General features: G+C 55.9%; 15 protein-coding genes and 1 pseudogene. 8 read left to right on the forward strand and 8 right to left on the reverse strand.

The window, feature by feature from the left end; genetic code table 11:
• The first annotated feature begins 49 nt into the window (after positions 1–49).
• Positions 50–697 (forward strand): hypothetical protein, encoded by a 648-nt coding sequence (locus tag AAFG13_RS36755; protein ID WP_342709923.1) that lies wholly within the window; start codon positions 50–52, stop codon positions 695–697.
• A 492-nt stretch (positions 698–1189) separates the two neighbouring features.
• The gene (locus AAFG13_RS36760) at positions 1190–2068 is read left to right on the forward strand and encodes a hypothetical protein (RefSeq protein ID WP_342709924.1); all 879 of its coding nucleotides are present in this window, start codon (positions 1190–1192) and stop codon (positions 2066–2068) included.
• Between the two features lie 278 nt (positions 2069–2346).
• On the opposite strand, the gene AAFG13_RS36765 is transcribed toward AAFG13_RS36760, so the two are convergent.
• Positions 2347–2535 carry a hypothetical protein gene (locus AAFG13_RS36765; protein WP_342709925.1) on the reverse strand — a complete coding sequence of 63 codons (189 nt, stop codon included), beginning with the start codon at positions 2533–2535 and terminating at the stop codon, positions 2347–2349.
• Between the two features lie 299 nt (positions 2536–2834).
• Between AAFG13_RS36765 and AAFG13_RS36770 the strand changes: the two genes are divergently transcribed.
• Positions 2835–4055 carry a cytochrome P450 gene (locus tag AAFG13_RS36770; RefSeq protein ID WP_342709926.1) on the forward strand — a complete coding sequence of 407 codons (1221 nt, stop codon included), beginning with the start codon at positions 2835–2837 and terminating at the stop codon, positions 4053–4055.
• Between the two features lie 166 nt (positions 4056–4221).
• On the opposite strand, the gene AAFG13_RS36775 is transcribed toward AAFG13_RS36770, so the two are convergent.
• The 4 genes from AAFG13_RS36775 to AAFG13_RS36790 form a co-directional block, all read right to left on the reverse strand.
• Complete coding sequence (locus AAFG13_RS36775) at positions 4222–4968, reverse strand: GntR family transcriptional regulator (RefSeq protein WP_342709927.1); 747 nt, start codon at positions 4966–4968, stop codon at positions 4222–4224.
• Between the two features lie 443 nt (positions 4969–5411).
• Positions 5412–5933 (reverse strand): GNAT family N-acetyltransferase, encoded by a 522-nt coding sequence (locus AAFG13_RS36780; RefSeq protein WP_342709928.1) that lies wholly within the window; start codon positions 5931–5933, stop codon positions 5412–5414.
• Positions 5934–5954: 21 nt separating this feature from the next.
• Entirely contained in the window at positions 5955–7028 is a 1074-nt protein-coding gene (locus AAFG13_RS36785; protein ID WP_342709929.1) for a cysteine synthase family protein, read from the reverse strand.
• 10 nt (positions 7029–7038) lie between these two features.
• Entirely contained in the window at positions 7039–8040 is a 1002-nt protein-coding gene (locus AAFG13_RS36790) for a GHMP kinase (RefSeq protein ID WP_342709930.1), read from the reverse strand.
• Positions 8041–8317: 277 nt separating this feature from the next.
• Here AAFG13_RS36790 and AAFG13_RS36795 point away from each other — a divergent pair, with 277 nt between their 5' ends.
• Positions 8318–8449, forward strand: coding sequence for a hypothetical protein (locus AAFG13_RS36795; RefSeq protein ID WP_342709931.1), 132 nt, complete (start codon positions 8318–8320; stop codon positions 8447–8449).
• A gap of 162 nt (positions 8450–8611) precedes the next feature.
• Here AAFG13_RS36795 and AAFG13_RS36800 read toward each other — a convergent pair whose 3' ends face one another.
• Entirely contained in the window at positions 8612–9706 is a 1095-nt protein-coding gene (locus AAFG13_RS36800) for a pyridoxal-phosphate dependent enzyme (RefSeq protein WP_342709932.1), read from the reverse strand.
• A gap of 1776 nt (positions 9707–11482) precedes the next feature.
• Here AAFG13_RS36800 and AAFG13_RS36805 point away from each other — a divergent pair.
• Together AAFG13_RS36805 and AAFG13_RS36810 are read left to right on the forward strand one after the other, a co-directional pair.
• Entirely contained in the window at positions 11483–12265 is a 783-nt protein-coding gene (locus tag AAFG13_RS36805) for a class I SAM-dependent methyltransferase (protein ID WP_342709933.1), read from the forward strand.
• 196 nt (positions 12266–12461) lie between these two features.
• Complete coding sequence (locus AAFG13_RS36810) at positions 12462–13844, forward strand: LLM class flavin-dependent oxidoreductase (RefSeq protein WP_342709934.1); 1383 nt, start codon at positions 12462–12464, stop codon at positions 13842–13844.
• Positions 13845–14216: 372 nt separating this feature from the next.
• Here the strand turns inward: AAFG13_RS36810 and AAFG13_RS36815 are convergent, their stop codons facing one another.
• Positions 14217–14780 (reverse strand): nitroreductase family protein, encoded by a 564-nt coding sequence (locus AAFG13_RS36815; RefSeq protein ID WP_342713478.1) that lies wholly within the window; start codon positions 14778–14780, stop codon positions 14217–14219.
• Positions 14781–15235: 455 nt separating this feature from the next.
• Positions 15236–15480 (reverse strand): annotated as a pseudogene (locus AAFG13_RS36820) (IS110 family transposase); the annotation flags it as partial.
• A 559-nt stretch (positions 15481–16039) separates the two neighbouring features.
• Here AAFG13_RS36820 and AAFG13_RS36825 point away from each other — a divergent pair.
• Both AAFG13_RS36825 and AAFG13_RS36830 read left to right on the forward strand, forming a co-directional pair.
• Complete coding sequence (locus AAFG13_RS36825) at positions 16040–16867, forward strand: Crp/Fnr family transcriptional regulator (RefSeq protein WP_342709935.1); 828 nt, start codon at positions 16040–16042, stop codon at positions 16865–16867.
• 2131 nt (positions 16868–18998) lie between these two features.
• The gene (locus AAFG13_RS36830; protein ID WP_342713479.1) at positions 18999–22064 is read left to right on the forward strand and encodes a TrlF family AAA-like ATPase; all 3066 of its coding nucleotides are present in this window, start codon (positions 18999–19001) and stop codon (positions 22062–22064) included.
• Positions 22065–22461 lie beyond the last annotated feature (397 nt).

Here is a 22461-nt window from a genome sequence, read left to right on the forward strand (position 1 = left end):
ACGACGTTCCCTGGCGATCAGGACTGAAGTAGAGGTAGGGGGCGATCACGTGGATTTCATCTATCAGCTTATCCAAGATGCGCGGGTTTGGTCGAAGTATATATTGCACGGCTTGAGCGCCGCCGCTCCCCTCGGAGCGGTCGTGGTCTTTGCGATCGCGCTGGGTCAATATGTGCGGTCCGAGAACTGGAAAAAGACCGAATTTGTAGCGAAGCTCTTTAAGGAATTCTCGGAGAACGAGGATTGCAGGAATGCGCGCTGGATGCTCGAGGGCGATCCACGCGAGATAACTTACAAGTGCGGCGAAAAATATGAACGCTATTCGTACAATTTCGACGAGCTGGGCAACGCGATTGACAGTGCACTGGGGAAGGCGCCGCTTAGCGCTCAGCAGCTCCACATGCTCGATAGCCTCGATGGCTTCTTCGTATACATTGAACAGTTTGAACGCGCCATCCAGCGCAAACTGGTCGAGCAGGATGACGTCTATCCATACCTTGGTTATTGGATCGGAGTTCTGTCCGGTGAGGCAGGCTGGGCCCCGCCAAAGCCAATCTTGCCAAAAATTCACGCCTACATCGAACATGGCGGTTTCGATGACGTGGAGAACTTCCTGAATCGCAAATGGGATGATACAGATCCTAACCAGGCGAACCAACCCACAGGGAAACACCCCGAAAACCCCGCTTCGCCTTAAACAGATTAATTGCCACGGCCCTCGTTCGGCGGCACAAGCTCCTTGACCCGGATTAAGGATCCAGATGTTGCCAGGCCAGAAATCGCTGTTCGATGCGCCTGCTCCGCAATTGTGCTGCGGATGTTGTCCGATCCCTCGTCGATCGCGCCCCTGAAGATCGTGAAGAAGGAAATACAACTGCATCGATTGGACCGATACCGCCGACCTTGCCAAGTCGCCGCGCGCGCGATGGCGACCCCACCCGGAGGCTGGTTACGGATCGACTGCGACACACATCAGATTGTAGCCCTCGATATCATGCGTCGAACGAGACGACACCAATCCATGAGCTCGAGCGCGACTTGGGTTGCAAGGACCACTCAAAGGTGCTGCTGGGCTATCCTACGAGCGCAGCCATCTGGTTGCACTGAGGCCAGCGAGGATTTCGACATGCGGTCCACCGTCGTATTGATGGCCGGGCGAACAATAGAAGAAACGTAGGACTTCAGACCAATGCAAATGACTCTGCCGGACTATGCTACTCGTTTTGACTCTCTTTCGCTCTCGGCGTGCTTCTTGGATTTGAAAGGCGTAGGCGATGCGCCGCGACAGGCAACCGGATTTTTTTGGCGGCGTTCAGAGAAGGTGTTTCTAATCACGAATTGGCATGTGGTGACCGGCCTCAACTTGATGGATGGAAAAGCTATAGGCAATCATTGGGTACCGGAGCGCATCGTATTGCGGTACTTCGTAAAGGGAGCGTCCCAACCAGATGGTTGGCGAAGTATGACCGTGCCGGACATCAATCTTTCGCTCTTTGAAGATTTTCACAAGCCATATTGGGTTCAGCACCCGATGGCTTACGAGTGGAATGTCGACGTGGTGGCGCTCGACGTGACAGAGAAATTGGGCGGAGGAGACGTGTTTTGCGTCAACGACTATACCTACCCAAGGCTATATCACTTTGCCGGAAGCGAGATTTTTGTGCTGGGCCACGCACTGCCCGAAACCACGAACGCCTATCCTGTGCCATTTCCCATTTGGAAGCGGGGAAGTATCGCAAGTGAGATTATCGTCCCATGGAACATGCGACCGGCGTTCCTGATCGATAGTCGGACCTCAAAGGGTATGTCAGGTTCTCCAGTTTTCGCGCGGGTCTTTGGACCTGCAGCACACGGGGATGGCTCCATTCACGCCGACAACATCTTAGTCTCGGAGTTCATGGGCATTTATTCTGGAAGACTGTTCGACGATGAAAACAATGCCAGCGTTGGACTGGTGTGGCACCGCAACTTGATCGACCAACTCTTGGCCGAGCCAGTCTCCGGCTCAAGAGATTGGAAAAAGAGTGAGTCAATTCAAATGTTTACTTCAGTGCGCGGCAAAGAATAGCTGCGCGGGGAGAGTATTGGACGTCATTCGCCGGATCGGCTGCCGCACTGGGCGCATTCTTCACGGGCAATCTCCATTCCATCACTACCAACCAGGCCGCGATCTCGGGCCCGATTGGGCCTGAGACCACCTGCATCCGACCGGTTTCAGCAGTACGCCACGCGCCGACAACGATTTTCATCATGCCGCTTCGCCCCGGTAGGGAAAGAGCGCTGCGTGCCAGACATGGAGACGCTTGGCTGTGAGATCGGCAGCGTAGTGTTCAGTGACATCGAGGATCATTTCCACCGCGCCTTCCACATGGAGGTCCGCCGGCGGCCGGGCCCCAATATCCATGCAAAGTCGGCGGGCAATGGATGATCTGGGATTTGGTCGCGATTCAGAACCTCGCCGCCGCCCTCACTGGACTTCACGACTTCTTCAGTGAGGATCTGGAGAGTCGCTTGGCTTTGAGCGGGACGCTCCATCCGCCCGAGCAGGCGGCCCTGCTATTGGCGTAGAGTAGCTAAGCGGTCTGCAATCCGTTGCACGTTCCAATAGAAGGCCGGCCACTACCAACCTATAAATACTGTCCATAATCTTGTCATTGCTTGCAAATACTGCGGCCTATTCGCGCCATCGACAAGTCTATTATTGTCAAATTTGCAGTGAAAGGAGAGGGTAATCTCTACCGACACCAAGATCTGGAAAACTGAATGACGTTGATATTGTCGGTATGCCGGGTATAACTTGAATGTTGATTTGATGCTCCGAAGAGGGAATTGATATGGGCGTTGCCACCGTTCCTCAGTCTTCTGCAGAGTGGTCCATGCTGTCACTTGCCGATAAGGATCCTTTTCCGACTTATGATCTGCTTCGGGAGAGGGGGCGGGTCGTTTGGGATCCCGGTATGAACTGTTGGCTGATCCTGACTTATGACCTCTGCAAGGAGGTTGAATCGGACGAGAGTGCATATCGAATTACTTACGCCGACGCGCCTCCATTGGTGTTCGAGATCAGAGGAGGTGAGGGGCTTTCGGCGCTTATGGGAGAGAGGCACGCCCGTATGCGTCGGGTCTACCTCAAGCTTCTCGCACCGTCTGCCATGCCGAAATATCGTGACCAGCACATCGTCCCGATCATCAACGAAACCATTGATCGCTTTGCCGACAATGGAAGTGCCGAACTCGTCTCTCAATTTTGTGAACCGATAACCGGTAAGGTCATGGCAAGCCTTTTCGGACTTCCTTGGAACGACGATGCGCTTCTCCACGATATGGCTGGGTGGCACAGGGACATTGTGGCCTGGATCGGTATGAAGTATTCGGGCGAGGATCTAACTAGGAAGGCCCAGCTGGCATGTAAGGAATTGAATGGAATTCTTTTGCCTCGTATCCTTGAGCGAAAGAACAATCGCGGCAGCGATTTCGTGAGCTTGGTTTGGTCTCAAGCCGAGCAAGATTGCGGCGAGGTCGCGGTAGATGATGTGCTGGGAGTTGTGAGGGAGTTGGCGCTCGGCGCCGGCGAGAACACGGCAAATGCGACTGCCAACGCCATTTATCTCTTCTTGACCAATTCCGCGGTGCGAGCCGCAGTGACAGGCGATCTGGAAGGTTCTCTCAATGCGTTTGTCGAAGAGACGTTCCGGCTCTTTGGGTCGGTTCAATTTCGCTACCGAGTTGCCAATCGTGACGTGTCGCTCGGCGGCGTGACGATCAAAAAGGACGATACGATTTGCCTTCTCCACGCAGCCGCAAATCGAGATTCCGAACACTATGCATGTCCGCATATCGTCGATTTGGGACGTCCGCGTTTGACCGATCACCTGGCATTTAACGTAGGCCCGAGGGTCTGCGTGGGCATGCATCTGGCGAGGCTCGAAGTAAGGGAGAGCCTCAAGGCGCTTATCACACGTTGTCCAAATCTACGCCTCGATCCCTCCAGGGAAGCTCCGCGGTTCCTGGATTTTTATCATCGGTATTTTGGTCCGTTGCATTCGCGATTTTAGGACCAAAGAACGTGGTGCTTTACGACGAGGTGCTTTACGACGAGGCTTATGCACCGGCAGGGCCTGGCTAACGGCCGCTGTCCGTCTTGCATCGGCCGGCGCGACAGGTCCGCATAGGCGGCGGGACCTTGCCAGCTCTGTTCCTGCTGAAGACTTGGCGCAGCTTTCAAGACCTCTGCGTTGGCGCGTGGATTTCGTCTATTTTGTTCAGATGTACCGAGCATGCCAGCCGGTCAAATGGCGATTCGGAAATTCCAAATACCGTGAAGGCAGGCTCTATGGTCGTAAGTTCATAAAGCCGTCGCAGGGTGGGATATCCATTAGGAATCCCGAATGCCTGCTGTGCTTCTTCCGACGCTGGTGCGGCATCGATAAGCAGGCTTATCTTTCCATGGTTCGCGCCGCACCCGTGCAGTGCCTCGCAGGCAAGCTCGTCTCCGAATTCATCGAACACTCGGTCGAAGGAAAGTGGAAAGTACGAAGTATCGAATATTAATGGTATGCCATCGGCCGATATTACCTTTCGTAGGCACAGCATTGTTCCAGTAGGTGCGCCAAACTCGCTAAACGACGGATGGCAGATCGCCTCTCTTGATACTGATCTCAACTGAATGCGCGGCTTGCACTCAACGTCCTGCTCATCCTTGGGTGATGTGAAGCCGAAATTGACGTCGCGAATGAACCTGTGCCTTTCCCGTATAAAGGTTCCAAGCCCAGAGACGGTACGCAGGACGCCGGTGGATTGAAGGTCGCGCAGCGCACGTTTGATCGTTATTGCGCTTACGCCAAACTCCTCCGCCAATGCCGCGACCGATGGCAGAGGCTCCCCTGTCTTGTATTCGTTTTTCATCACTCGCCGCGCGATCTCTTGTCTGACCGTTTCATGCAGCAAACCGGTAACCGTCTTCTGCATTGGGAGACTCCCAGAAATTGACCAAACGAACCTGAGATGCTTCTCTGGCTCATGTACTCCCCGCCGTACAGCAGCTCAGCTCAAGACGAATCGGACAGATTCGTGACGGGCGTCGATGCGAGCGTCATCGGGACGCGCTCGTCGCGGTGGAACTAAGGAAGTGTTCGGAAGCTGGTCCGTGTTCCTGCTGAACCAGACAAGGCCCCGGAAAGCACCAAATCCAAAAAGGAAACATTGTAGTCGACGCACCAGCTCGCATTGCTTTCGAATGTCCGCGCAGCCATAGAAATAATGGCGCAGCGGACGGTCGCGATGCACCATAGCAAAGCTTCTTAAATCGCTATGCTTCAAGCAAGCTTGTGCCTCATCAACTATGATGGCCATCCGATATCTCTGCTCTGCCTTTTGTCGAAAGCCGAAAAGACAGCGATGCTCCTCATTTTCTAGCGCATTTCATATTCAAGAATGTTCTGGATGCCGACCGGGCCGAGGTAGGTAGCGCCCGTGTCACGAAAGCCAGACTTCAAATAAAGGTTCCTAGCTGTCCCATTGCGGGCATTCACTGCGAGCATGAGGTGATCGACGCATGGTCGGTTTGTCAGGATCCATTGAACCGCAAGTCTCATTGCTGCCATACCGTACCCATTGCTTTGGTATGCTGGGCCGACACGGAGGCCGTGCAAAGTAATCACGTCTGGTGGTGCCCACTCCGGTACAGCCGTCCTTTCACGCAGCACAAAAAAGCCGACGACCTTGTTGCCAGCAACGATCGAGAACGGGTGCTTTAGTTCGGGACAAGAGTTGCTTCGAAGTTCGGAGAACACTAACTCTATCGGATCTACAAACTGCTCCTGCTCGGGGCAAAGGGTTAAATGCGTGACTGTCGCCTCATCAAAGTGAGACAATGCTTTCAGGGCTGCAACGCAGGTGTCCTGGATAGCTTTGGTCGATTTACGGTGTGCCATGTCGATACGATCCACCGGGCCTTAGATCGCCGAACCGAGGAGAGACTGGACTATGCGTCTTGGAGCATGGTTTGGAGCATGGTCGACCAGTCTGGAAAGCACTTCGTCAAGTGCCCGCCTGCCCCAGGTATAAGAGGACCAGCCCTTCAGGTTTTCGGTGGGGGCTGTGACAGCCAGTGGCTCTTCGCGTGCTGACGTCGGCCACTCAGGAATGGCGGACAGCCATTCTTCGTTATAGGCGGTTTCAGTGTAACGATGGCCCTCATCCGGGAAGATGGCAACAACCCTCTTGCCCGGATTCAGTTTTGACCACCAGTTCGCAACCTTAAACGCAGCCCCGCTGGTGGGGCCCATGAATAATCCATGGTCCCGGTGTAACCGATGAGTTGCGTGAACTGCCTCTGCCGCCGTCAGCCAATGCACCTCATCAAACTGTCTGTGGTCGAGATTGGAGGGTAGGGTGTCACCTCCCAGCCCGCTGAAGTATCGTCGGCCACTGGGCTGCCCAAACAGAACGGATCCTGGAGCATCAACGCCGATGGCATGCAGTTCGGGGAATAGTACCCTTAGGGCCTTGGACGTGCCGCACGTCGAACCGCCTGACCCGACGGCGCCAACCAGGCAGTCAATCTTTCCGATCCTGTCGATGAGCGTGGCTGCGAATTTCGCGTAAGCAAGCGGACAGTCCGGGTTGGTATGCTGTGAGGGCCAATAGCTGTCAGGTGTTTCTTTCAGGTATGCGGCAAGTCTGTCCAACCGCGCGCGCTGAAATCCGCCACTGGGTGCTGGATTTGGGGCGATGTCTAGGTGCACCCCAAGATCGCTGAGGCGCTTATGAAGGTGCCGATCGAGGGTGGGGTCGCTCACCAGAGTGAGTTTGTATCCATGCTGCACGGCAAGCATGGCCAGGGCCAACCCAAAATTGCCCGAAGAGGACGCGCAAATGCGCCCACCCGGTTTGAGAAAACCCTGCTCCGCGGCCCGCTCAAGGATGAAGCGGGCAGGGAGAAGCTTCAGAAGAAAGAAACTGGCAGCATACAGGCCATCTCTCAACTGGATGATTCTCGGATTCTCGAAATCCTCGAGCTTGCGCATGAGAGCTCGGCTAGCCAATCGTTGCTCCAAATGTCATTCGGTTCCGGAAGATCGATGGCTCGAAGCCTGACTTTCGCAGGTCATGCATCGCTAGATCCATGTGCTTGGTGGTTCTGGCGCTTGCTGGATCGAACAGCAAACCGACAACAGTCCCACTGTGCGCAACCTGCACGCCAACAGCGCCATGGCGAGTGCCGATTGCCTGGATTTCGTCCAGGCGCGGCTTTGGGAGGAATCTCTGGTTGATCAGCGCACTTGCGGTAGCAACGCGGCCAAGTAGTCCAAGGTCGGCGTCCCTGATCGCCCGACGCATAAGACTCCGGAGCGGACGAAAAAGCTCGACCTCGAAAGAATCGTACCGTGCCGGCTCAAACACCAGCGTATCGACGCTTTGGTCGGGAGCTGCATCGACGCTGATGAAATCGAACGCTGGAAGCGAGGTTCGAAAAGACTCTATCACGATCCCTTCACGATGTGCAAAGAGCACTGCCTGCTGCGAAAACAACGTGGAGTCGCATGCCGTCTCCGCTCTCACCGCGATTTCCATGACCCGGTCAGGCGTTGCTTCGACGTGCAGATAATCGAGAACGGCCGAGATGCTGGCCAGGACGTCGGCTGTCGATGAGCCCATGCCGCGCGCAACAGGGATATTGCTTGCTATTGTCAGATGCCCGCCAACTCTGATCCTTGCGAACCTCGCAAGCGCGAGCTCGGCGGCGCGTTTCGACTTTTCACAACACACTGGAGTGACGGTCACCCCGTCTTCGTTGCTCGCCTTGAACGTTGCTGTAGATTTAAGATCGCGGCAGGGCAGCGATGTCAGACCACGGTGCAGACGAGCATTTTCGTCCTCGAATATGCCCTGAAGCAGCTCTCCATGGTGACCGATAGCCTCACCGTAGCCTAGTGATGCAGGAACAGTTGATCTCATGGATCCGAGCGAAAGTTGAGTGTACAGCCGATGATCAAGATTCGGTGCCTGAGTTGATTGCGGGTTGTTCGAGATTGGCAAGTTGCGGATGCGCCGTTGCGACGCCTTGCGGCCACAACTTCAAAAATCGTGCCAATGTGGAGGAAGGATCTTGGAACTGGCCGCTGAAAGCTTACCAACAGCTTAGATGGGCAGCCCTTAAAAGAGCGTCCGAGCACGATTGTGCTGAACACGACAGAACGGTCGTTCATTGAACATCCTGGCGGTCCTTCACGCTCATTCATGTCGCTATTCCTGGAATGAGGATATCCCGATCGACGGAGATACCAGATGGGTTTTGGAGGTCCGGAGGCGGCGCATGACCATTTCCAACGGCGAGCGCACGAGCTTGCAGACTGGCCTCCGAGCAACGAACGTGCTGGCGCGCGAACGTGGATTGCGCAACGCCGTGGCGAGGAGGGCCCTGTGGGCCTATGCGACGGGAGGATGATCCGATGAGCCATGGCAAATCGCATTGGTGAGGTCGACGCGGCTTGGTAACCGACCAGGGAGACGCCGCAGCAATCAGTTCGGATGATCCATCGTGTTGCCTTGAAACCTCGCGGTGGCTAGTTCACGCACCGAACACCGAGATAGTCAGGTAGAAAGGGCGTTACGGATTATACCCAGCAGGTCGGGGCGCCGGATCGACCCCGGCGACATCCCGGTATTTGCGTCGGCCCCACATGAATCGGCACCATCCTTCCGATACCTCCTGTAGTGAAGCGATGTCTCTTGGCCCTGCCCAATCACGACTAAGGTCCTCGTTCCAGTTGTTCAACCATCCAGGGTTAAACATTGTTTCCACATAACGGACGCCGTGGTCCGGTAGAATAGTCAGAACGGTACGCGAGGGGTCCTGAGCTGCAAACCACTCCGCAACCGTAAGAGCGGCACCACTCGACGGTCCGACAAGCATTCCGCTACGTCGATGAAAATCGTGTACCTTTTGCACCATCTTCGGCACTGGGACCCAGTGGACCTCGTCGCAACGTTCAAAATCTACGTTGCCCATGGGAATTCCGGCTCCCATTGCCAGAATTTGCTCGAACGTTTCCCTGCACATCTTGCTGATCCGCCGAGCTTGGGCACCAAAAATAACGCTTCTATTGTGATCGACAGCGACGACCTTCAAATCGGGATTCGCGTGTTGCAAGACTGACGCAACTCCAAACAGGGATCCACCGCTGCCCACCGTACCAACGATCACATCAATTTTTGGCTGTGTCAGCAGAACACGCTCGGCGATCGGCCTGTAAGAAAAAGAGTTCAGATAATTTGTGTACTGTTGTGGCCAAAAGCTCTTGGGAATCGATGAGCGCAACCCGGCCAGCACCTCAAGGCGGGCTTGCTGGATTCCGCCTTCGCAGTTCTTGCTGGCGTGAACTGTATGTAGGACTGCGCCCAGATTCTCTAGGCGCCAGCGGACCACGTCAGATGTTGGACCGGTAACCAGCGTGAGGCGGAGGTCATATAAAGAGCACAGGATAGCCAGCGCCAAGGCAAACGTGCCAGAACTGCTTTCAATCACATGTCCGTCAGCCCGCAGTCGTCCAGTTGCCAGTGCGATATCAAGTATACATTTCGCCGGCGTGAACTTCATAAGATCGAATTTCGCGGCAATCAAATTGTGCGTGACTTGTACGAACGTTGGGAAGGAAAGCATTTCGACAACATCGGCGGTGAACGGCTTTGTAGGTGCATTCATGCTGCGATTGTTCCTGAGTGTCGGACGAGTGGCCAACGGCTAGGCGCCGTTTGGCGTCTCATCCTGGGCGGTGCTTACGGTGCTTTAGTTGCGGAGTAAGAAAGCCGGCGCGAAACGCGAATGCGCGTCGTAGATGTGACATTATGCTCGTCTTGCTTCCCTCAATAGGTCGGGTCTCGCGAAGCGATAGTGATGACCATCTATGGCGGCCAGGCAAAAGATTCAAAAATCGTACCAATTTGGATGAGGAGACGAGAATTGCCGATGTTGCTTCAGCTGCATCTCCGAGCGATGTCGGGTCGTGGTGGGTGCTATCGCGGGCGCGGGATTGGATTGGCGAGCTGTGAAGTAATGGGCGAGCCATGGTCCGATGTTGGCGCCTGAGCGTCGCTGCATCCGCAGTGCAGCGGAAAATTGCCGGTCTTAACGTCTATCGGCCAAGGTTCGGTATGGTTCGAGCGGCCAATATGCGGGTAGGTTTCGACGCGATCCGGCAAATGTCCCGTCCAGGCCACACGTCGCGAACATCGCCAGGCGGACTTGAAGCAGGAATGGCGGCAGGCTGCGGTCCGCAATGAGCTGTTGTAGTCGCTCAGCCGATACAGAGCTACGCGGGCACGCGAGGGCGATTGCAGCTAGTGCCGTTCGCGGCCAGAGTTCTCGCCCTCTTCGAGCTTGATAACAACTGGTTGCGGAAATTGCCGGAATCCCGTCATCGCAACCGATCGAGGATGGGCGTCTGGCTTGCACATTCGAACGTCTTGTGAATCTGCAGCGCTGGGCCGCAGGGCCCGTGAGCTTCAGAGAGAGCTTATGATTGGCAGCTTGTGGGTTGTCAGCCGCCAAAGCTAGTAGTTGATCCAGCGTGCCGCGGCATGCGACCTCTCGGGTAAGGAGGGTTGGCCGGTCATCGACAAAGCGCTGGTTAGCTCAGTGTTCACTCGCAAAAAGAAGTGCAGCATGCGGCATCGATTGCAATCTGTTGACGCCGCCTGGTGTCGGTCGATGTGCTGGCTGATGGCGTGGAGAGATGTTGTGTTGCTCTGCCTCGGCATCCTTGTTCTTGCTGAGGTGATGGACCGTCTCGCTGACGTGCATCGCGGTCGTGCCCACGCGATGATCGAGGCCGCCCGCTCACATGTTGAGCTAGGAGGCTGGCTTCGACAAGTAAGCGCTTCGCCAACTGAACGCAGTCGAGGTAGTGGTCTGACAAGCGAGAGTTGGCATGCTGGGCAATGACGAAATGAAGCGCGGCCTCTCGCTTGTCGGGACAGGCCTCCACGTCAGGGCTCCGCGATCTGAGCCCGCTGGTGATCGGGGCTATATTGTCGACGATAATGCTCGCAGCGCGTGCCGGCCTACGGCATCTCGTTGCGTATTTATCGTCGGTTACTCATACGCAACGGAACGCGGTCACGCGGACAGCGCTCGTCTAATTGGAAGCAGTGAGTGCAAGCATATCAGGCTGCTGTTGGATGGTTCCATCAAGAACGCAGAACATCGATCTGGCAACTCCTGTGCGCGGGGTGGCGCCGAGCGATTTGGGAACGGAGGCCTGCGCGAGATAGGGAGATCGATGAGCTGGTCTTGATCGCTAAGAGCCCCTTGGGAATGGTGCGAACTCGAGGGGATCATCGGCGGTGACGTGCTGACAGGATCGTTCGTACGAGTGCATCTGCAGGTCAGGAGCGATGGCGTAATGCCCAAGCGGCAATTTGGGCATTGCGAGTTGCCGCGGCCATTGCACTCTAACAATCAATGGCTGTGGAGACAAAGATGCAAGGTGTTAAGAGACCGTCTTTTGGAAGCTTTTCCGAAATTGCAGAGTTTTATCCTGCGTTCCCACCCTACTCACGGCGGCTGCTTCAGGTCCTTGTCGACCAGGTCAAGCACCTAACCGGGAGCCCGGTGTTCGGTGATATCGGCGCAGGTACGGGCGCAATCGCCTATACGTTAGCTGACATGGGTCTTGCCGGCTACGCGATCGAACCCGAGAGTCAAATGGTTGCAGTGGGGCAGAGGCGCAGCCCAACGTATCCTGCCATATCCTGGATTAATGCGCCGGGAGAAAACACCACCCTTGCCGACGAGTCGCTAGATTGGGTTTGCTACAGCCTGTCATTCCATTTGACGAACGCGGCGGAAGCACTTCGGGAAAGCATGCGAATCCTACGGCCTCGCGGTTTCTTCACAATAACGCACGTCCTCGCGGATCTTGAGACTGATCCCTTTCAGCTCGAAATCGAAAATCTTATACGCGACATGGCACCGGCTCTACGACGGTCGCGGACCGCCCTCATCGGCCAGATGGGCACCTACGAGGCGCTCCTCAACCAGTATCCTGGCCTCGGGAACTGTATTTTTCTCGCGACCAGCCAAGCGATACCGATGAGCGAGGAGCGGTATGTCAACTACTGGCGTGGGCGGCATGATATTCCCAGTCAGGTCTCCTCGGAATTGTGGAATTCCATACTGCAAATGATCGGGGAGACCTTCCGAAGGCGGCAGCCGGTCAACCTGAGATTCCGCTCTGCAGCTTGGCATGCGCAAAGGGTGTGATGTGCTCGCCATGTCTCAAGATGATCAAGAAGGCTGAGCCAGCGGTGGTTCGCCACTGTGACTTCGCTCGAAATGGACGAGGCAGAGCCGGCAGCCGTTGCGGCATAGCAAGGGTGATGCTGGCTGGTAGGGCAACGTGCAGGACCTGCCAGCTGAGCACGGTTCGCAAGGATGTCAAATTCAGCAGGAGGACAGTATGGGACGCAATGGTGAAATGAAGCTGGGGGTGTACCTCGCACAAGCGGGAGTTCACGAAGGAGCGTGGCGCGATCCGAGCGTGCCGGCAAACGGTGGCGTCGATATCGGTTATTATGCTGATCTGGCAACTCTCGCCGAAAGCGCAGCATTGCATTTCGTATTCCTCCCCGATAGCCCAAGCGTCTTGGAACGGGATGAGGCCACGATCGCTCGGTCGAGCCGAAACGATGCGTTCGAGCCGATCACGCTGTTGTCGGCACTCTCGATGAAAACAGACAGGATCGGTCTCATCGGGACAGCTACAACGACCTACAATCAGCCCTATCATCTTGCGCGCTTGTTCGCCTCGCTCGACCACCTCTCGCGTGGACGCGCGGGCTGGAACATTGTTACGTCGGGGTACAAGTTCGAAGCACAGAATTTCGGTGAAAGCGAACTTCCGGATCATGACACGCGCTATGCTCGAGCCAAGGAATTCGTGCAAGTTGTCACGGGCCTTTGGGACACATGGGAAGATGACGCTTTCGTCCGCGACAAGCAAAGTGGTATTTTCGTAGACACCAAGAAGCTGCATTTGCTTAACCACCGAGGGGAGCACTTGTCAGTTCGCGGCCCCCTTAATATTGCAAGGCCGCCGCAAGGATATCCCGTATTGGTTCAAGCTGGCGCATCTGATACCGGAACAGCATTCGCCGCCAAATTCGGCGAGATCGTGTTCGGCGCCGCCCCCTACGTAGAGGATGGAAAACGACAGTATGCAACCCTCAAAGAGAAAGCGCGCGCATTCGGGCGCGAGGACGATCAGGTGCAAGTCATGCCTGGCATTGTACCGGTCGTTGGGAGGACAAAGCAGGAGGCCTCCGACAAGCTTGAAAGGCTGCACTCAGCTGTGCACATCGACGTTCTGACCGGACTAGCCGATCGGTTACTGGGCTTTGTCACCGAGCTGCGTTCAACGGACCTCGACTCGCTGGTTCCCGAGACGCTACCGCAGACAAATTTCATCCAGAGCCGTCAAAAGCTGCTCCTCGAGATGGCCGCTCGCGAGAAATTCAGCTGGAGACAACTGATCCGCTATATATCGGATAGCAAAGGCCAGCTCTTGGTTGTTGGTACGCCGGACGAAATTGCAGACGTCATGGTGGATAGGTTTGATCAACGCGCGGCCGATGGATTTAACATTATACCGGAAACCTTTCCCGGCGGACTGAAGGATTTTGTTGAGCTCGTCGTGCCCGAGTTGCGTCGACGAGGCAAATTCAGATCCAAATACTCCGGACAAACACTAAGAGACAACCTGGGCCTCAAGCGGCCGGTTAATCGGTTCACGAGCGCAGGTGTAAGCGACGTCCGTGCAGAAGTGCCGCAGCCCTCGCACTAAACCTGTTTTGGCAGGGAGATCGCAAGCTCTCGGCCATTGCGAGGATCGAAAGCTTGCATTCAATTGGGAATGAGCAAGCTGCGTGCGGTTTTCAAGAGGAGCCTGGTTGGTGGTCCTGTCGTCAAGCGGGGACAGTGTCGACCCCAGTAGATAGGACAGTTTGCTAGCAGGTTCATGGCCTTCGCAGTCGTCTCTTCGCCGGGAGCGCCGCATAGCTATATTCACGGGGGCGTCAGCCCGATGTTGTCCTGAGGGCCTTAAGTCCCGCTTGATGCGTTGCCGCAGAATACAGGGTCCCACCTAACTGGAAGTTGAAGGCGATCGTTAAGTCGGGTGCCCCGGGGGGCTTCAACAAGCGATGTCGATTATGCGTCAGCTCTTGAAGCGATCGGGAAACAAGCCGCTGGCTACAAAGTCCCCGACAGGGGAACGCGCGCTCGGCTGTTCACGTTGCGCGAGAGTCGGCGCCAGGTGTGCACCGTCGCCCTTGCGCCCAACGGCAATCGCGATCTCGACGGCAAAGGTCTTGGGCACCTTGAGCACGGCGCGAGCCCTGTCCACGTCAAATCCGCTCATGCCATGCGCGGCCCAACCTGCGGCCATCGCTTGGTTGGCAAAATTGGCCCAGGCGGCGCCGCTGTCAAAGGAATGCGTACGTGAAAATTGCGCGTTGGTCTTTCCGTGTGGTGTGAAGTCCTTGCGGGACAACAGATAGACCAGCGCTGCCGCGTGTCGTGCCCAACCCTGGTTAAATTCGATCAAGGGAGCAAGAAAGGCCTGGAATTCCGACTGGCTGCGCAAGGCATAGAGGAAGCGCCACGGCTGGGAGTTAAACGCCGACGGCGCCCATCGAGCAGCCTCGAAGAAGGTGTTCAGAATTGGCTCCGAAATCGGGTCCTGGGAGAAGCCACGCGGCGACCAGCGATCGACGAACATACGGTCAGCAGGATGTTCGGGGACGCGAATTCTGGAGGCTTGGTCTTGAGTGGTCACTCTCGTCTCCTTCATCTTTTTTGTTTGAATGGTTGATTGTTATCGGAACCTGCCATGTGCAGCCTCGATCGGGATGCCGGTCTTGAATGTGGTGCCCTCCGTCCCGTGTAAGCGTAATATCGCTCGTGATCTCGAACGACCATCGCTTTCCGGGTACCTGCCACTTACAACTCGCAGCGCGCTAGTCGCGACAGTCTCGTTCTTGAGGGTAAAGGATACAGGCAAGAGTTTGGGTAGTCGTCCTACCAACTCTGAAGGGGAGAATTGCAGCGCATCCAATATCGTTGCTGGCACTTGCCGCGCCTGACGGCGCGGCCGGCTTCCGATAGCGGTCTATCGTGCGGCTCTGTGTCTTCATGCACCACCGTCCGTACCTGCTCGAGCCAGCATAGCTCCCGTTCGGGCGGGTGCCTATAGGTTGAGGCGCACTTGATGAGCATGTGGCGGACAGGGCCGTTACCGGTTTTGCTGATGCCACCGCGCCTGACACTCGCTCCAGTCGATAGCTCGCTCGGCACCAGGCCAGATAGCCCACCAGTTGAAGCGAGCTTTCAAAACGAATTGCGTCACCAACCTCGCTGGCGAATGTCTCTGCGAGGATCAGATCGATTCCTCTCGACGCCTGCAGCACCCTCATGAGCGGCGGTCGACACAATCGGCCTCTAACAGAATTGCACACGATCGAGCGCCTGACGATCCATTCAGTGATTGGCCAACGCTGTTCAACCATCATTTTGACGTCACTGAAGAGACGAACCTTCTCTTCCGGCCTGGATTTCGCGACTGCGACGGTGTTTGTCAGCTTGGCGGGGCCCGATTCGCACAAATGCATCTCTGTCGTCGACCACCACTCGTCTTCCGGTGATCAGGATTGACTCGAACCGCCTGAGCAAACCTCGGTCCCGTAGGGTAGGACGATCCACCTCACCGGCAGAGGCGGTTATTACCGTCTTTCGGGCGCGGCTTTTGCTTGACTCAGGTCTGGTTGCCACGACGTAAGGGTAGGTCGTTGGCGCTGCTCCGAGCAACGTTTTTGCAACCGCGGCAACCAGCCCTCAAGCAGTTGGAATCCGGCGAAAAGAGATGCTCGACAGCGGGATTTGAGCGCCAAGCCGGGATTCATTGCATTAATGAAGAACGAAACATCGCTACATTCAGCGCGATAGCCGCAGAAATCGAGATGCCAGGAGACGGACGGCATTATGACCGACCACGTGCCCGCGTGCTTGGAGACGCTTGACAGCACGGAACAGGCAGCTCTGAAGCAGAGCGCCGGCACACCGCAAGTCCTTCGTCAGCTTGGCAAGATGCTTCCTAATACGCGGTCTTTCGTCCAAAATGAGATCCTGGGGAGAGTTTCTCCTCAAGCTTTCGCAGCCATTGAGGAGTTCCTTGAGCCGATCGCCCTGAAAGAGCGCATGGTGCTGCTAGAGCCGAAGAGGCACCTTGGCCATGTCTATTTCATCGATTCTGGCCTCGTCTCGCTCAGGATTGTCGCGGCGGGAGGCGTCCTTGAAACGGCGGTACTGGGACATCGGGCCGCGGCCGGCGCTTCGCTCCTGGTCGGAGGGCATCTCTCGACACACCAATACGTGGTGCTCTTTGCCGGAGCTGCGCGCAGAATCCGCGTCGAGGATTTGCGTCGGGTGACGAATGAGCACCTTGAAGTCCGAGAATATCTTTCTCGGTATAATCAAGCGCTCGCCTTGCATTGCGCTCAGACAGGACTATGCGGGGTTCGGCACGGTAGCGAAAAACGGATCGCGAGCTGGCTGTGCCTGGCGAGTGACGCTGTTGGTGATCATGTGCTTCCCGTTACCCACGAATACCTTTCGTCCGTCTTGGGATTGCGCCGGCCTGGGGTGACGGAGACCCTGATCCGCTTCGAAGCACAAAAATTGATTCGCAAGAGGCGCGGCGTCTTGGAGATTGATGAACGCAAGAACCTCGAGCAAAGGGCATGTGGCTGTTACAAGCTGATCTCAGATGCTTATGCCGGTTCGGAAACCGGAAGCACAACGGGCGACTAGCTAAGCGGTCGCTCCAGGCGATCCGCTCACCTCATCTGTTCTGCCTGGAAGCGAACCTTCGCCTCTCGTTGGAAGGGCGGCGCACGATCTGGCCAAAAGAGTGGACAGAGCTAAGCCGCTTTCCGCTACATCTCGATCGAGGCGATGTATCCCCGATGGCAGAAGGGGAATCGGATTCGATTACAGAATCTTTCAATGTAATTAAGGCGAAAAGATATCGAGCTGTGTCTCGGCTCGGGTGATGCCCGTTTTGCATTCGGCCAGAAACGAATCCCCTCAGCTAACTCGGAATGATTGTCCAAGCCCCCACCAAATGCTCTGTAAAAGCAGCGGTAGCCTCCGCCGAGCCACACTGTCAAAAGATGAAAGTCCGACTCTCGTCGGACTTTTTATCTTGAACAATCATTTCGGTTGATGGTCTGCGTACACGAGCAATCGCCATCGGATTGATCCTTGGGCCGTCGTGTGCGCATGATGTCCTTGCGGGGGCAAGACGTGTCCTGACGCAATGCCGATTTCACGGTGACAACCCATGCATCGATAGATGCCGGCATTGGGAGCCTTAGCTCCTGGTCCGTGATCCTGATCAAAAGCCTCGCTGTTAGATTGCTCCAGATAGCTTCCGTACTTATAGCTGGCCATTCTAGTCTTTCTCAAATGATTGGCTTGGGTCGCCAGATGGGCCTCCGCCGTTGGCGCGCTAGCTCCGGACGAAACTGGAATGCCCACCACCGGCGCGCGCAAAATTGCGGCTCGAACCCCTCCGTCGCGGCGGTGAAATTAGACGTGTGATTGCGTTCGCTGCGTGCGTTTTTTTGATTGCGATGCAGCATTTGTGCTTTGCGTCGCCATTGGCGCGGAAAAGCATCCATGAGAAAAGCGGCTGGCAAAGGAACGCCGCTCTCCAAGGCCTCCTCACGAGTCACGAGATGATCTCCACGAAGCCTAGCGAGGTGCACAACGCCGCGATCGGGTCTTCTGTTTTGGAGGCGGCCAAGGTGATGGTCTGGTCGCTTCAAGTTTCGCGATCGCGATAAGAACGATGCTCGTTTCGACCCTTTTTCGGACCATTCTCTGAGCGCCGCGATGGCGGGCCGATGCCACGGAAAAGCGCGCGGGCGGCGGGAGGAACCATCCGCGCGAGTTTAGGCCAAGCTGGGCTGTCTCATGGGGGTACGCGAAAGTACGAGCAGCCGAGCCACACATGTCTCAGCAACTAGCGTGCCAGAAAGTCAGGGAGTGCAAGAGGGATAAAAATGATGCGCCCTCACACCTCATGCGGCGAACCCTTCGCTTCGGTAGCCACTGCCGGACATACATGTCGTCAACCGGACACGCGAAAAGCGATCTTGCCAGTTCCGAGTTCCGATCAACGGTTGGTAGTGATGTACTCATGCAGTTTCGTAGACCACCAACGCCAGCGTGGCGCCTGATAGAACAGCTTGCTAAACTCGGTGAAGGGCTCCTCGGCAGTGCCGACATAGTTGCCATTGTCACAGTGTGCTTGAGCTGGCCGTCTCGACAACGCCAGTTCAATCGGCCCGTCTGCCCAAACTTACCAAGCTTGCACTCGACCCAACCCTGCACTCCTAGGTGGAGTCGGAACCTGGCCGGCGTCGTCGTGACATCGAGCAGCGCCCCCGCTCCAAGCCCCGCGTTCTGTGAAGGCTGATGGTGCGGCCCGAGAACGGATCGAGAATCGCGAGAGCTTAAAGCCCGGATTAGATTGCTGAACGCTTGCCGATTGACTTCGCGGACGACAAGCCGATGCGCATCGGTCACCAAGCCATCAATCAGGCCTATTTGCTCAGAGCCGGGGCGCGTTTCGCCGTGAACTCACGACCTGCTCGCGAACCGGACGCCGTTGCGAGCGCCGAAAGCGCGCGCAGGTGCGTGCATTTGACAGCGACCATTCAGACGAGCGGTCGATCGTGCCCGATGCGTCGAAGTCGCAACGAGAGTCCAAATTTGCGGGATTTCTTCAATCCATGGCCGATTTTCGCGGCCATTATGCGTCGCCAGCGGCTTACCGACGCACGAACGCAGAGCGGGCTCTATGATGATTCAACGGCGTCTGGACGCCGGCGACCGCTCCGATTTCTAGATGCCTAAGCTGGCAGTTGGAGAAGGTATGTACGCGCGGGGGTCTGAATGGCGGGAGTGGGATTTGCACATCCACTCGCCGGCGTCTTTTCACTGGAATGGCGAGCAGTTCGGAATCATCACAGAGCGAAATGAACAGCTGGTCGACGAGATGATCAGTGGCCTCAATGACGCCGCGCCGGTAGCATTTGGGCTTATGGACTATTGGACCTTTGATGGTTGGTTCGCCCTGAAAGCGCGGCTGGCGCAAGCCAATGCACCTGCACTCACCAAGACGGTCTTCCCGGGCATTGAACTGCGCTTGGCCGCGCCAATGGAAGGGAGACTCAATGCCCACGTGCTATTCTCAAATGAGATCAGCGACCAACATCTCCGCGATTTTCTCTCTCGGTTGAAGCTCGAGCTCATTGATCAACCTCTGTCTCGCGATGCACTCATCGAGTACGCGCGATATGCAGGCGCAGACAAATTGGCGAAACACGGCATTGAAAAAAGCAAAATTGCTTCGGACGATGGCGCGGCGTTCGTCGCTGGCTGCAAGATCGCTGAAGTGAACGTTGATTCGTATAAGAAGGCAATTCGCCTCGTGCCTGGTGGTCGAGCGGTTGGCTTTATGCCGTTTTCCACCAACGACGGACTTAATTCAGTCGACTGGACTGAGCACTACGCTTATGCGCTCGCCTTGTTCGAATCGTCCCCGATATTTGAAACAAGAAATCCCGATCTCTGGGCAGCCTTCTGCGGGGTCGAGACGACAAATAACAAGAAATGGCTCGGCAACTTTCAAGCTGCATTGAAAGGTATTCCTCGGCTCGCCGTCTCCGGCAGCGATGCTCACTGCTATCGCGGCAACGGCACGAACGATAAGCGTGGCTATGGAGAGTTTCCGTCCGGCAAGCGCACCTGGATTAAGGCTGATCCAACTTGGAGAGGATTGTTGCAGGCTCTGAAAGAGCCGGCCAAACGTTCATTCCTTGGTGAACGCCCACCGAAGCTCGAGCGGATTAATCGACACAAGACGTTCTACATAGATCGAATACGCGTGAACAAAGTTCCCGATAGCGAGCTAGCCGATATTTGGCTCGACGGAACCGAAATTCCTCTGAATTTCGACCTCATTGCAATCATCGGCAACAAGGGGAGCGGCAAGAGCGCGCTCGCTGACATCATGGCGTTACTGGGCAACTCCCAGCAGAGCGCTCACTTCTCGTTTCTGAAGCGGGATCGCTTCCGCGGAAAGGCGGGGGAGCCGGCACGCCAGTTCGTTGGCGAGCTATCCTGGCTTGCTGGCGATCCCTGCGAGATGAGTCTGGCCGACGACCCATCCGTCGAACGCGTCGAACTCGTTCGCTACATCCCCCAAGGACGGTTCGAAGCCCTATGTAATGACCATGTATCGGGAAAGACGGACGAGTTCGAGAAGGAACTCCGCGACGTCATCTTCTCGCATGTCCCGACCGACGTGCGTCTTGATGCTCTGAGCTTCGATCAGCTCATTGACAAGCAAGAGAACGTTTTTCGCGCTCGGGCGAGCGAGCTTCGCAAATCGCTGCGATCGGTCAATGAGGAGATCGTCGATATCGAAGATCAGCTTCATCCCAATATGCAGAAGAATGTCGAGGAGCAGATCCGACTTAAGCTGAAGCAGATAGAGGAGCACGCGGCGATTAAGCCGACGGTGGTCGAACAACCAGCAGCCGAACTCGACGCCGATCAGCAACAGGCTAGCGCCAGGCTTGCAGAAATCGGCGTGGCGCTGCAGCAACTTAAGGACGAGAGTAGAAAAGCGGCCGATGACAGACAAGTCAACGGTAGAAGGCAGCGATCGATCCGCAGTATCGGCGAGCGCATCGACCTCTTTCAAAAGCAGTTTGACAATTTCGTGAGCGAGATCGCTGACGATCTCGCCACTGCCGGATTGAAGGTAGATGAACTGATTACTTTGGCCGTTAGGCGCAATGTCCTGATTCTCCAGCAGCGGGCGCTAGCCACGAGTGACGAGGAGATTGGGCGAAAGATCGCAAGCGGTGTAGCAGCAGAAGCCGCGCTGGTGGGGGAACAAAAGCAGCTTTCGGAGACACTGAACGAGCCGCAGCAGAAATATCAAAAGTACACGCAAGCGCTAACGGAATGGCAAACCGCCTTGGAGGACATTGAAGGTTCGGAGACAGAGCCCGAAACTCTTAAGGGGTTGCAGCGGAGGCTCGCCCAAATAAAGGAGCTGCCGACGGTGCTCACACAAAAGCGAGCATCACGGTTGGATATTACAGCCCAGATATTTGCGGTACTGGAGGAGCAGCGCGCTGCACGGGAAAAGCTATTTGCGCCGCTGCAGCACCTGATTCAGACTAATTCTCTGGTCCGATATGAATACAAACTTCAATTCCAAGCTAAACTCCTCGGCTCTCCCGACGCGATCGCAACAAACCTATTTGGCGCGATCAAGCAGAATATTGGCGAGCTCAGAGGCGAGGACGAGAGTTTCGCTGCGGTTCGTAGCCGATTTGAGAAATATGGATTTGAGATTGCCGACGACGCGACTGGATTTGCCGAGGAGATGGCGTTCCTGTTGGCGGAGAGCGCCGATAAGGCAGCCAGCAAGGTCCCAGGCATCAGAGTCCTCATGCGAAAGGACAAGAATCCGGTAGAGGTCTACAATTATCTTTTTGGCCTTCAGTACCTTGAGCCGAAGTATACGTTGCTCTTTCAGGATACCCAGATCGAACAGCTGTCACCTGGGCAGCGCGGCGCTCTTCTATTGATCTTTTACCTTCTGGTCGACAAGGGCCGTAATCCGATTGTGCTCGATCAGCCTGAGGAGAATCTGGATAATGAGACGGTCGTAAGTCTGCTGGTGCCGGTCCTCAATGAGGCCAAGAAGTCTCGGCAGATCATTATGGTCACTCACAATCCAAATTTGGCGGTGGTTTGCGACGCCGAGCAGATCATCCACGCAACCTTCGATAGGAAAAGCGGCGCGCGTATTTGCTATCGGTCAGGCTCGATCGAAGACGGCCTGATGAACAGGGCCGTCGTCGACGTCCTTGAAGGAACGAAGATCGCATTTGATAACAGGGGACAAAAATATCATTAAGTGGAGAGAAGAATATAGACGGCGGCTCTGACGCGATGCCACCGTTCTGAAATGAATCCGGTCAGCGTTCCGACCCGTCGACGGCATCGGCGTCTGGTTCGGCGCCGCGCTGTTCGGCAACGATCGCCATCCAGAGCGGGGCCAACCAATTTGAGTGACCTACGGCCAACGAGCATCAAATCGTAGTCGGAAGCAGAGTTTCAAATTTGAACCAGGCCCGCATCAGATCGAACGTTGGCCGAAGCGCGCCTCTCGCGGTTGGCTCAGTTGCTTCCACGCCAGCGTTTTTGCATCAACTAAACATAGGGACGGATATCAAAAGTGCGTTGAAGTTGCATTCGTTGAATGATTGATGTTTAATCATAGAGCTGTGTGTGGCGAGGCGCGATCGAAAATG

Source organism: Bradyrhizobium sp. B124 (assembly GCF_038967635.1).
Lineage (GTDB): Bacteria > Pseudomonadota > Alphaproteobacteria > Rhizobiales > Xanthobacteraceae > Bradyrhizobium.

Excerpts from the sequence above, each read along its gene's own strand:
- AAFG13_RS36760 (WP_342709924.1), top strand. The coding sequence starts at position 1,190 with ATGCAAATGACTCTGCCGGACTATGCTACTCGTTTTGACTCTCTTTCG.
- AAFG13_RS36765 (WP_342709925.1), bottom strand. The coding sequence starts at position 2,535 with ATGGAGCGTCCCGCTCAAAGCCAAGCGACTCTCCAGATCCTCACTGAA.
- AAFG13_RS36770 (WP_342709926.1), top strand. The coding sequence starts at position 2,835 with ATGGGCGTTGCCACCGTTCCTCAGTCTTCTGCAGAGTGGTCCATGCTG.
- AAFG13_RS36775 (WP_342709927.1), bottom strand. The coding sequence starts at position 4,968 with ATGCAGAAGACGGTTACCGGTTTGCTGCATGAAACGGTCAGACAAGAG.
- AAFG13_RS36780 (WP_342709928.1), bottom strand. The coding sequence starts at position 5,933 with ATGGCACACCGTAAATCGACCAAAGCTATCCAGGACACCTGCGTTGCA.
- AAFG13_RS36785 (WP_342709929.1), bottom strand. The coding sequence starts at position 7,028 with ATGCGCAAGCTCGAGGATTTCGAGAATCCGAGAATCATCCAGTTGAGA.
- AAFG13_RS36795 (WP_342709931.1), top strand. The coding sequence starts at position 8,318 with ATGACCATTTCCAACGGCGAGCGCACGAGCTTGCAGACTGGCCTCCGA.
- AAFG13_RS36800 (WP_342709932.1), bottom strand. The coding sequence starts at position 9,706 with ATGAATGCACCTACAAAGCCGTTCACCGCCGATGTTGTCGAAATGCTT.
- AAFG13_RS36805 (WP_342709933.1), top strand. The coding sequence starts at position 11,483 with ATGCAAGGTGTTAAGAGACCGTCTTTTGGAAGCTTTTCCGAAATTGCA.
- AAFG13_RS36810 (WP_342709934.1), top strand. The coding sequence starts at position 12,462 with ATGGGACGCAATGGTGAAATGAAGCTGGGGGTGTACCTCGCACAAGCG.
- AAFG13_RS36815 (WP_342713478.1), bottom strand. The coding sequence starts at position 14,780 with ATGTTCGTCGATCGCTGGTCGCCGCGTGGCTTCTCCCAGGACCCGATT.
- AAFG13_RS36825 (WP_342709935.1), top strand. The coding sequence starts at position 16,040 with ATGACCGACCACGTGCCCGCGTGCTTGGAGACGCTTGACAGCACGGAA.
- AAFG13_RS36830 (WP_342713479.1), top strand. The coding sequence starts at position 18,999 with ATGTACGCGCGGGGGTCTGAATGGCGGGAGTGGGATTTGCACATCCAC.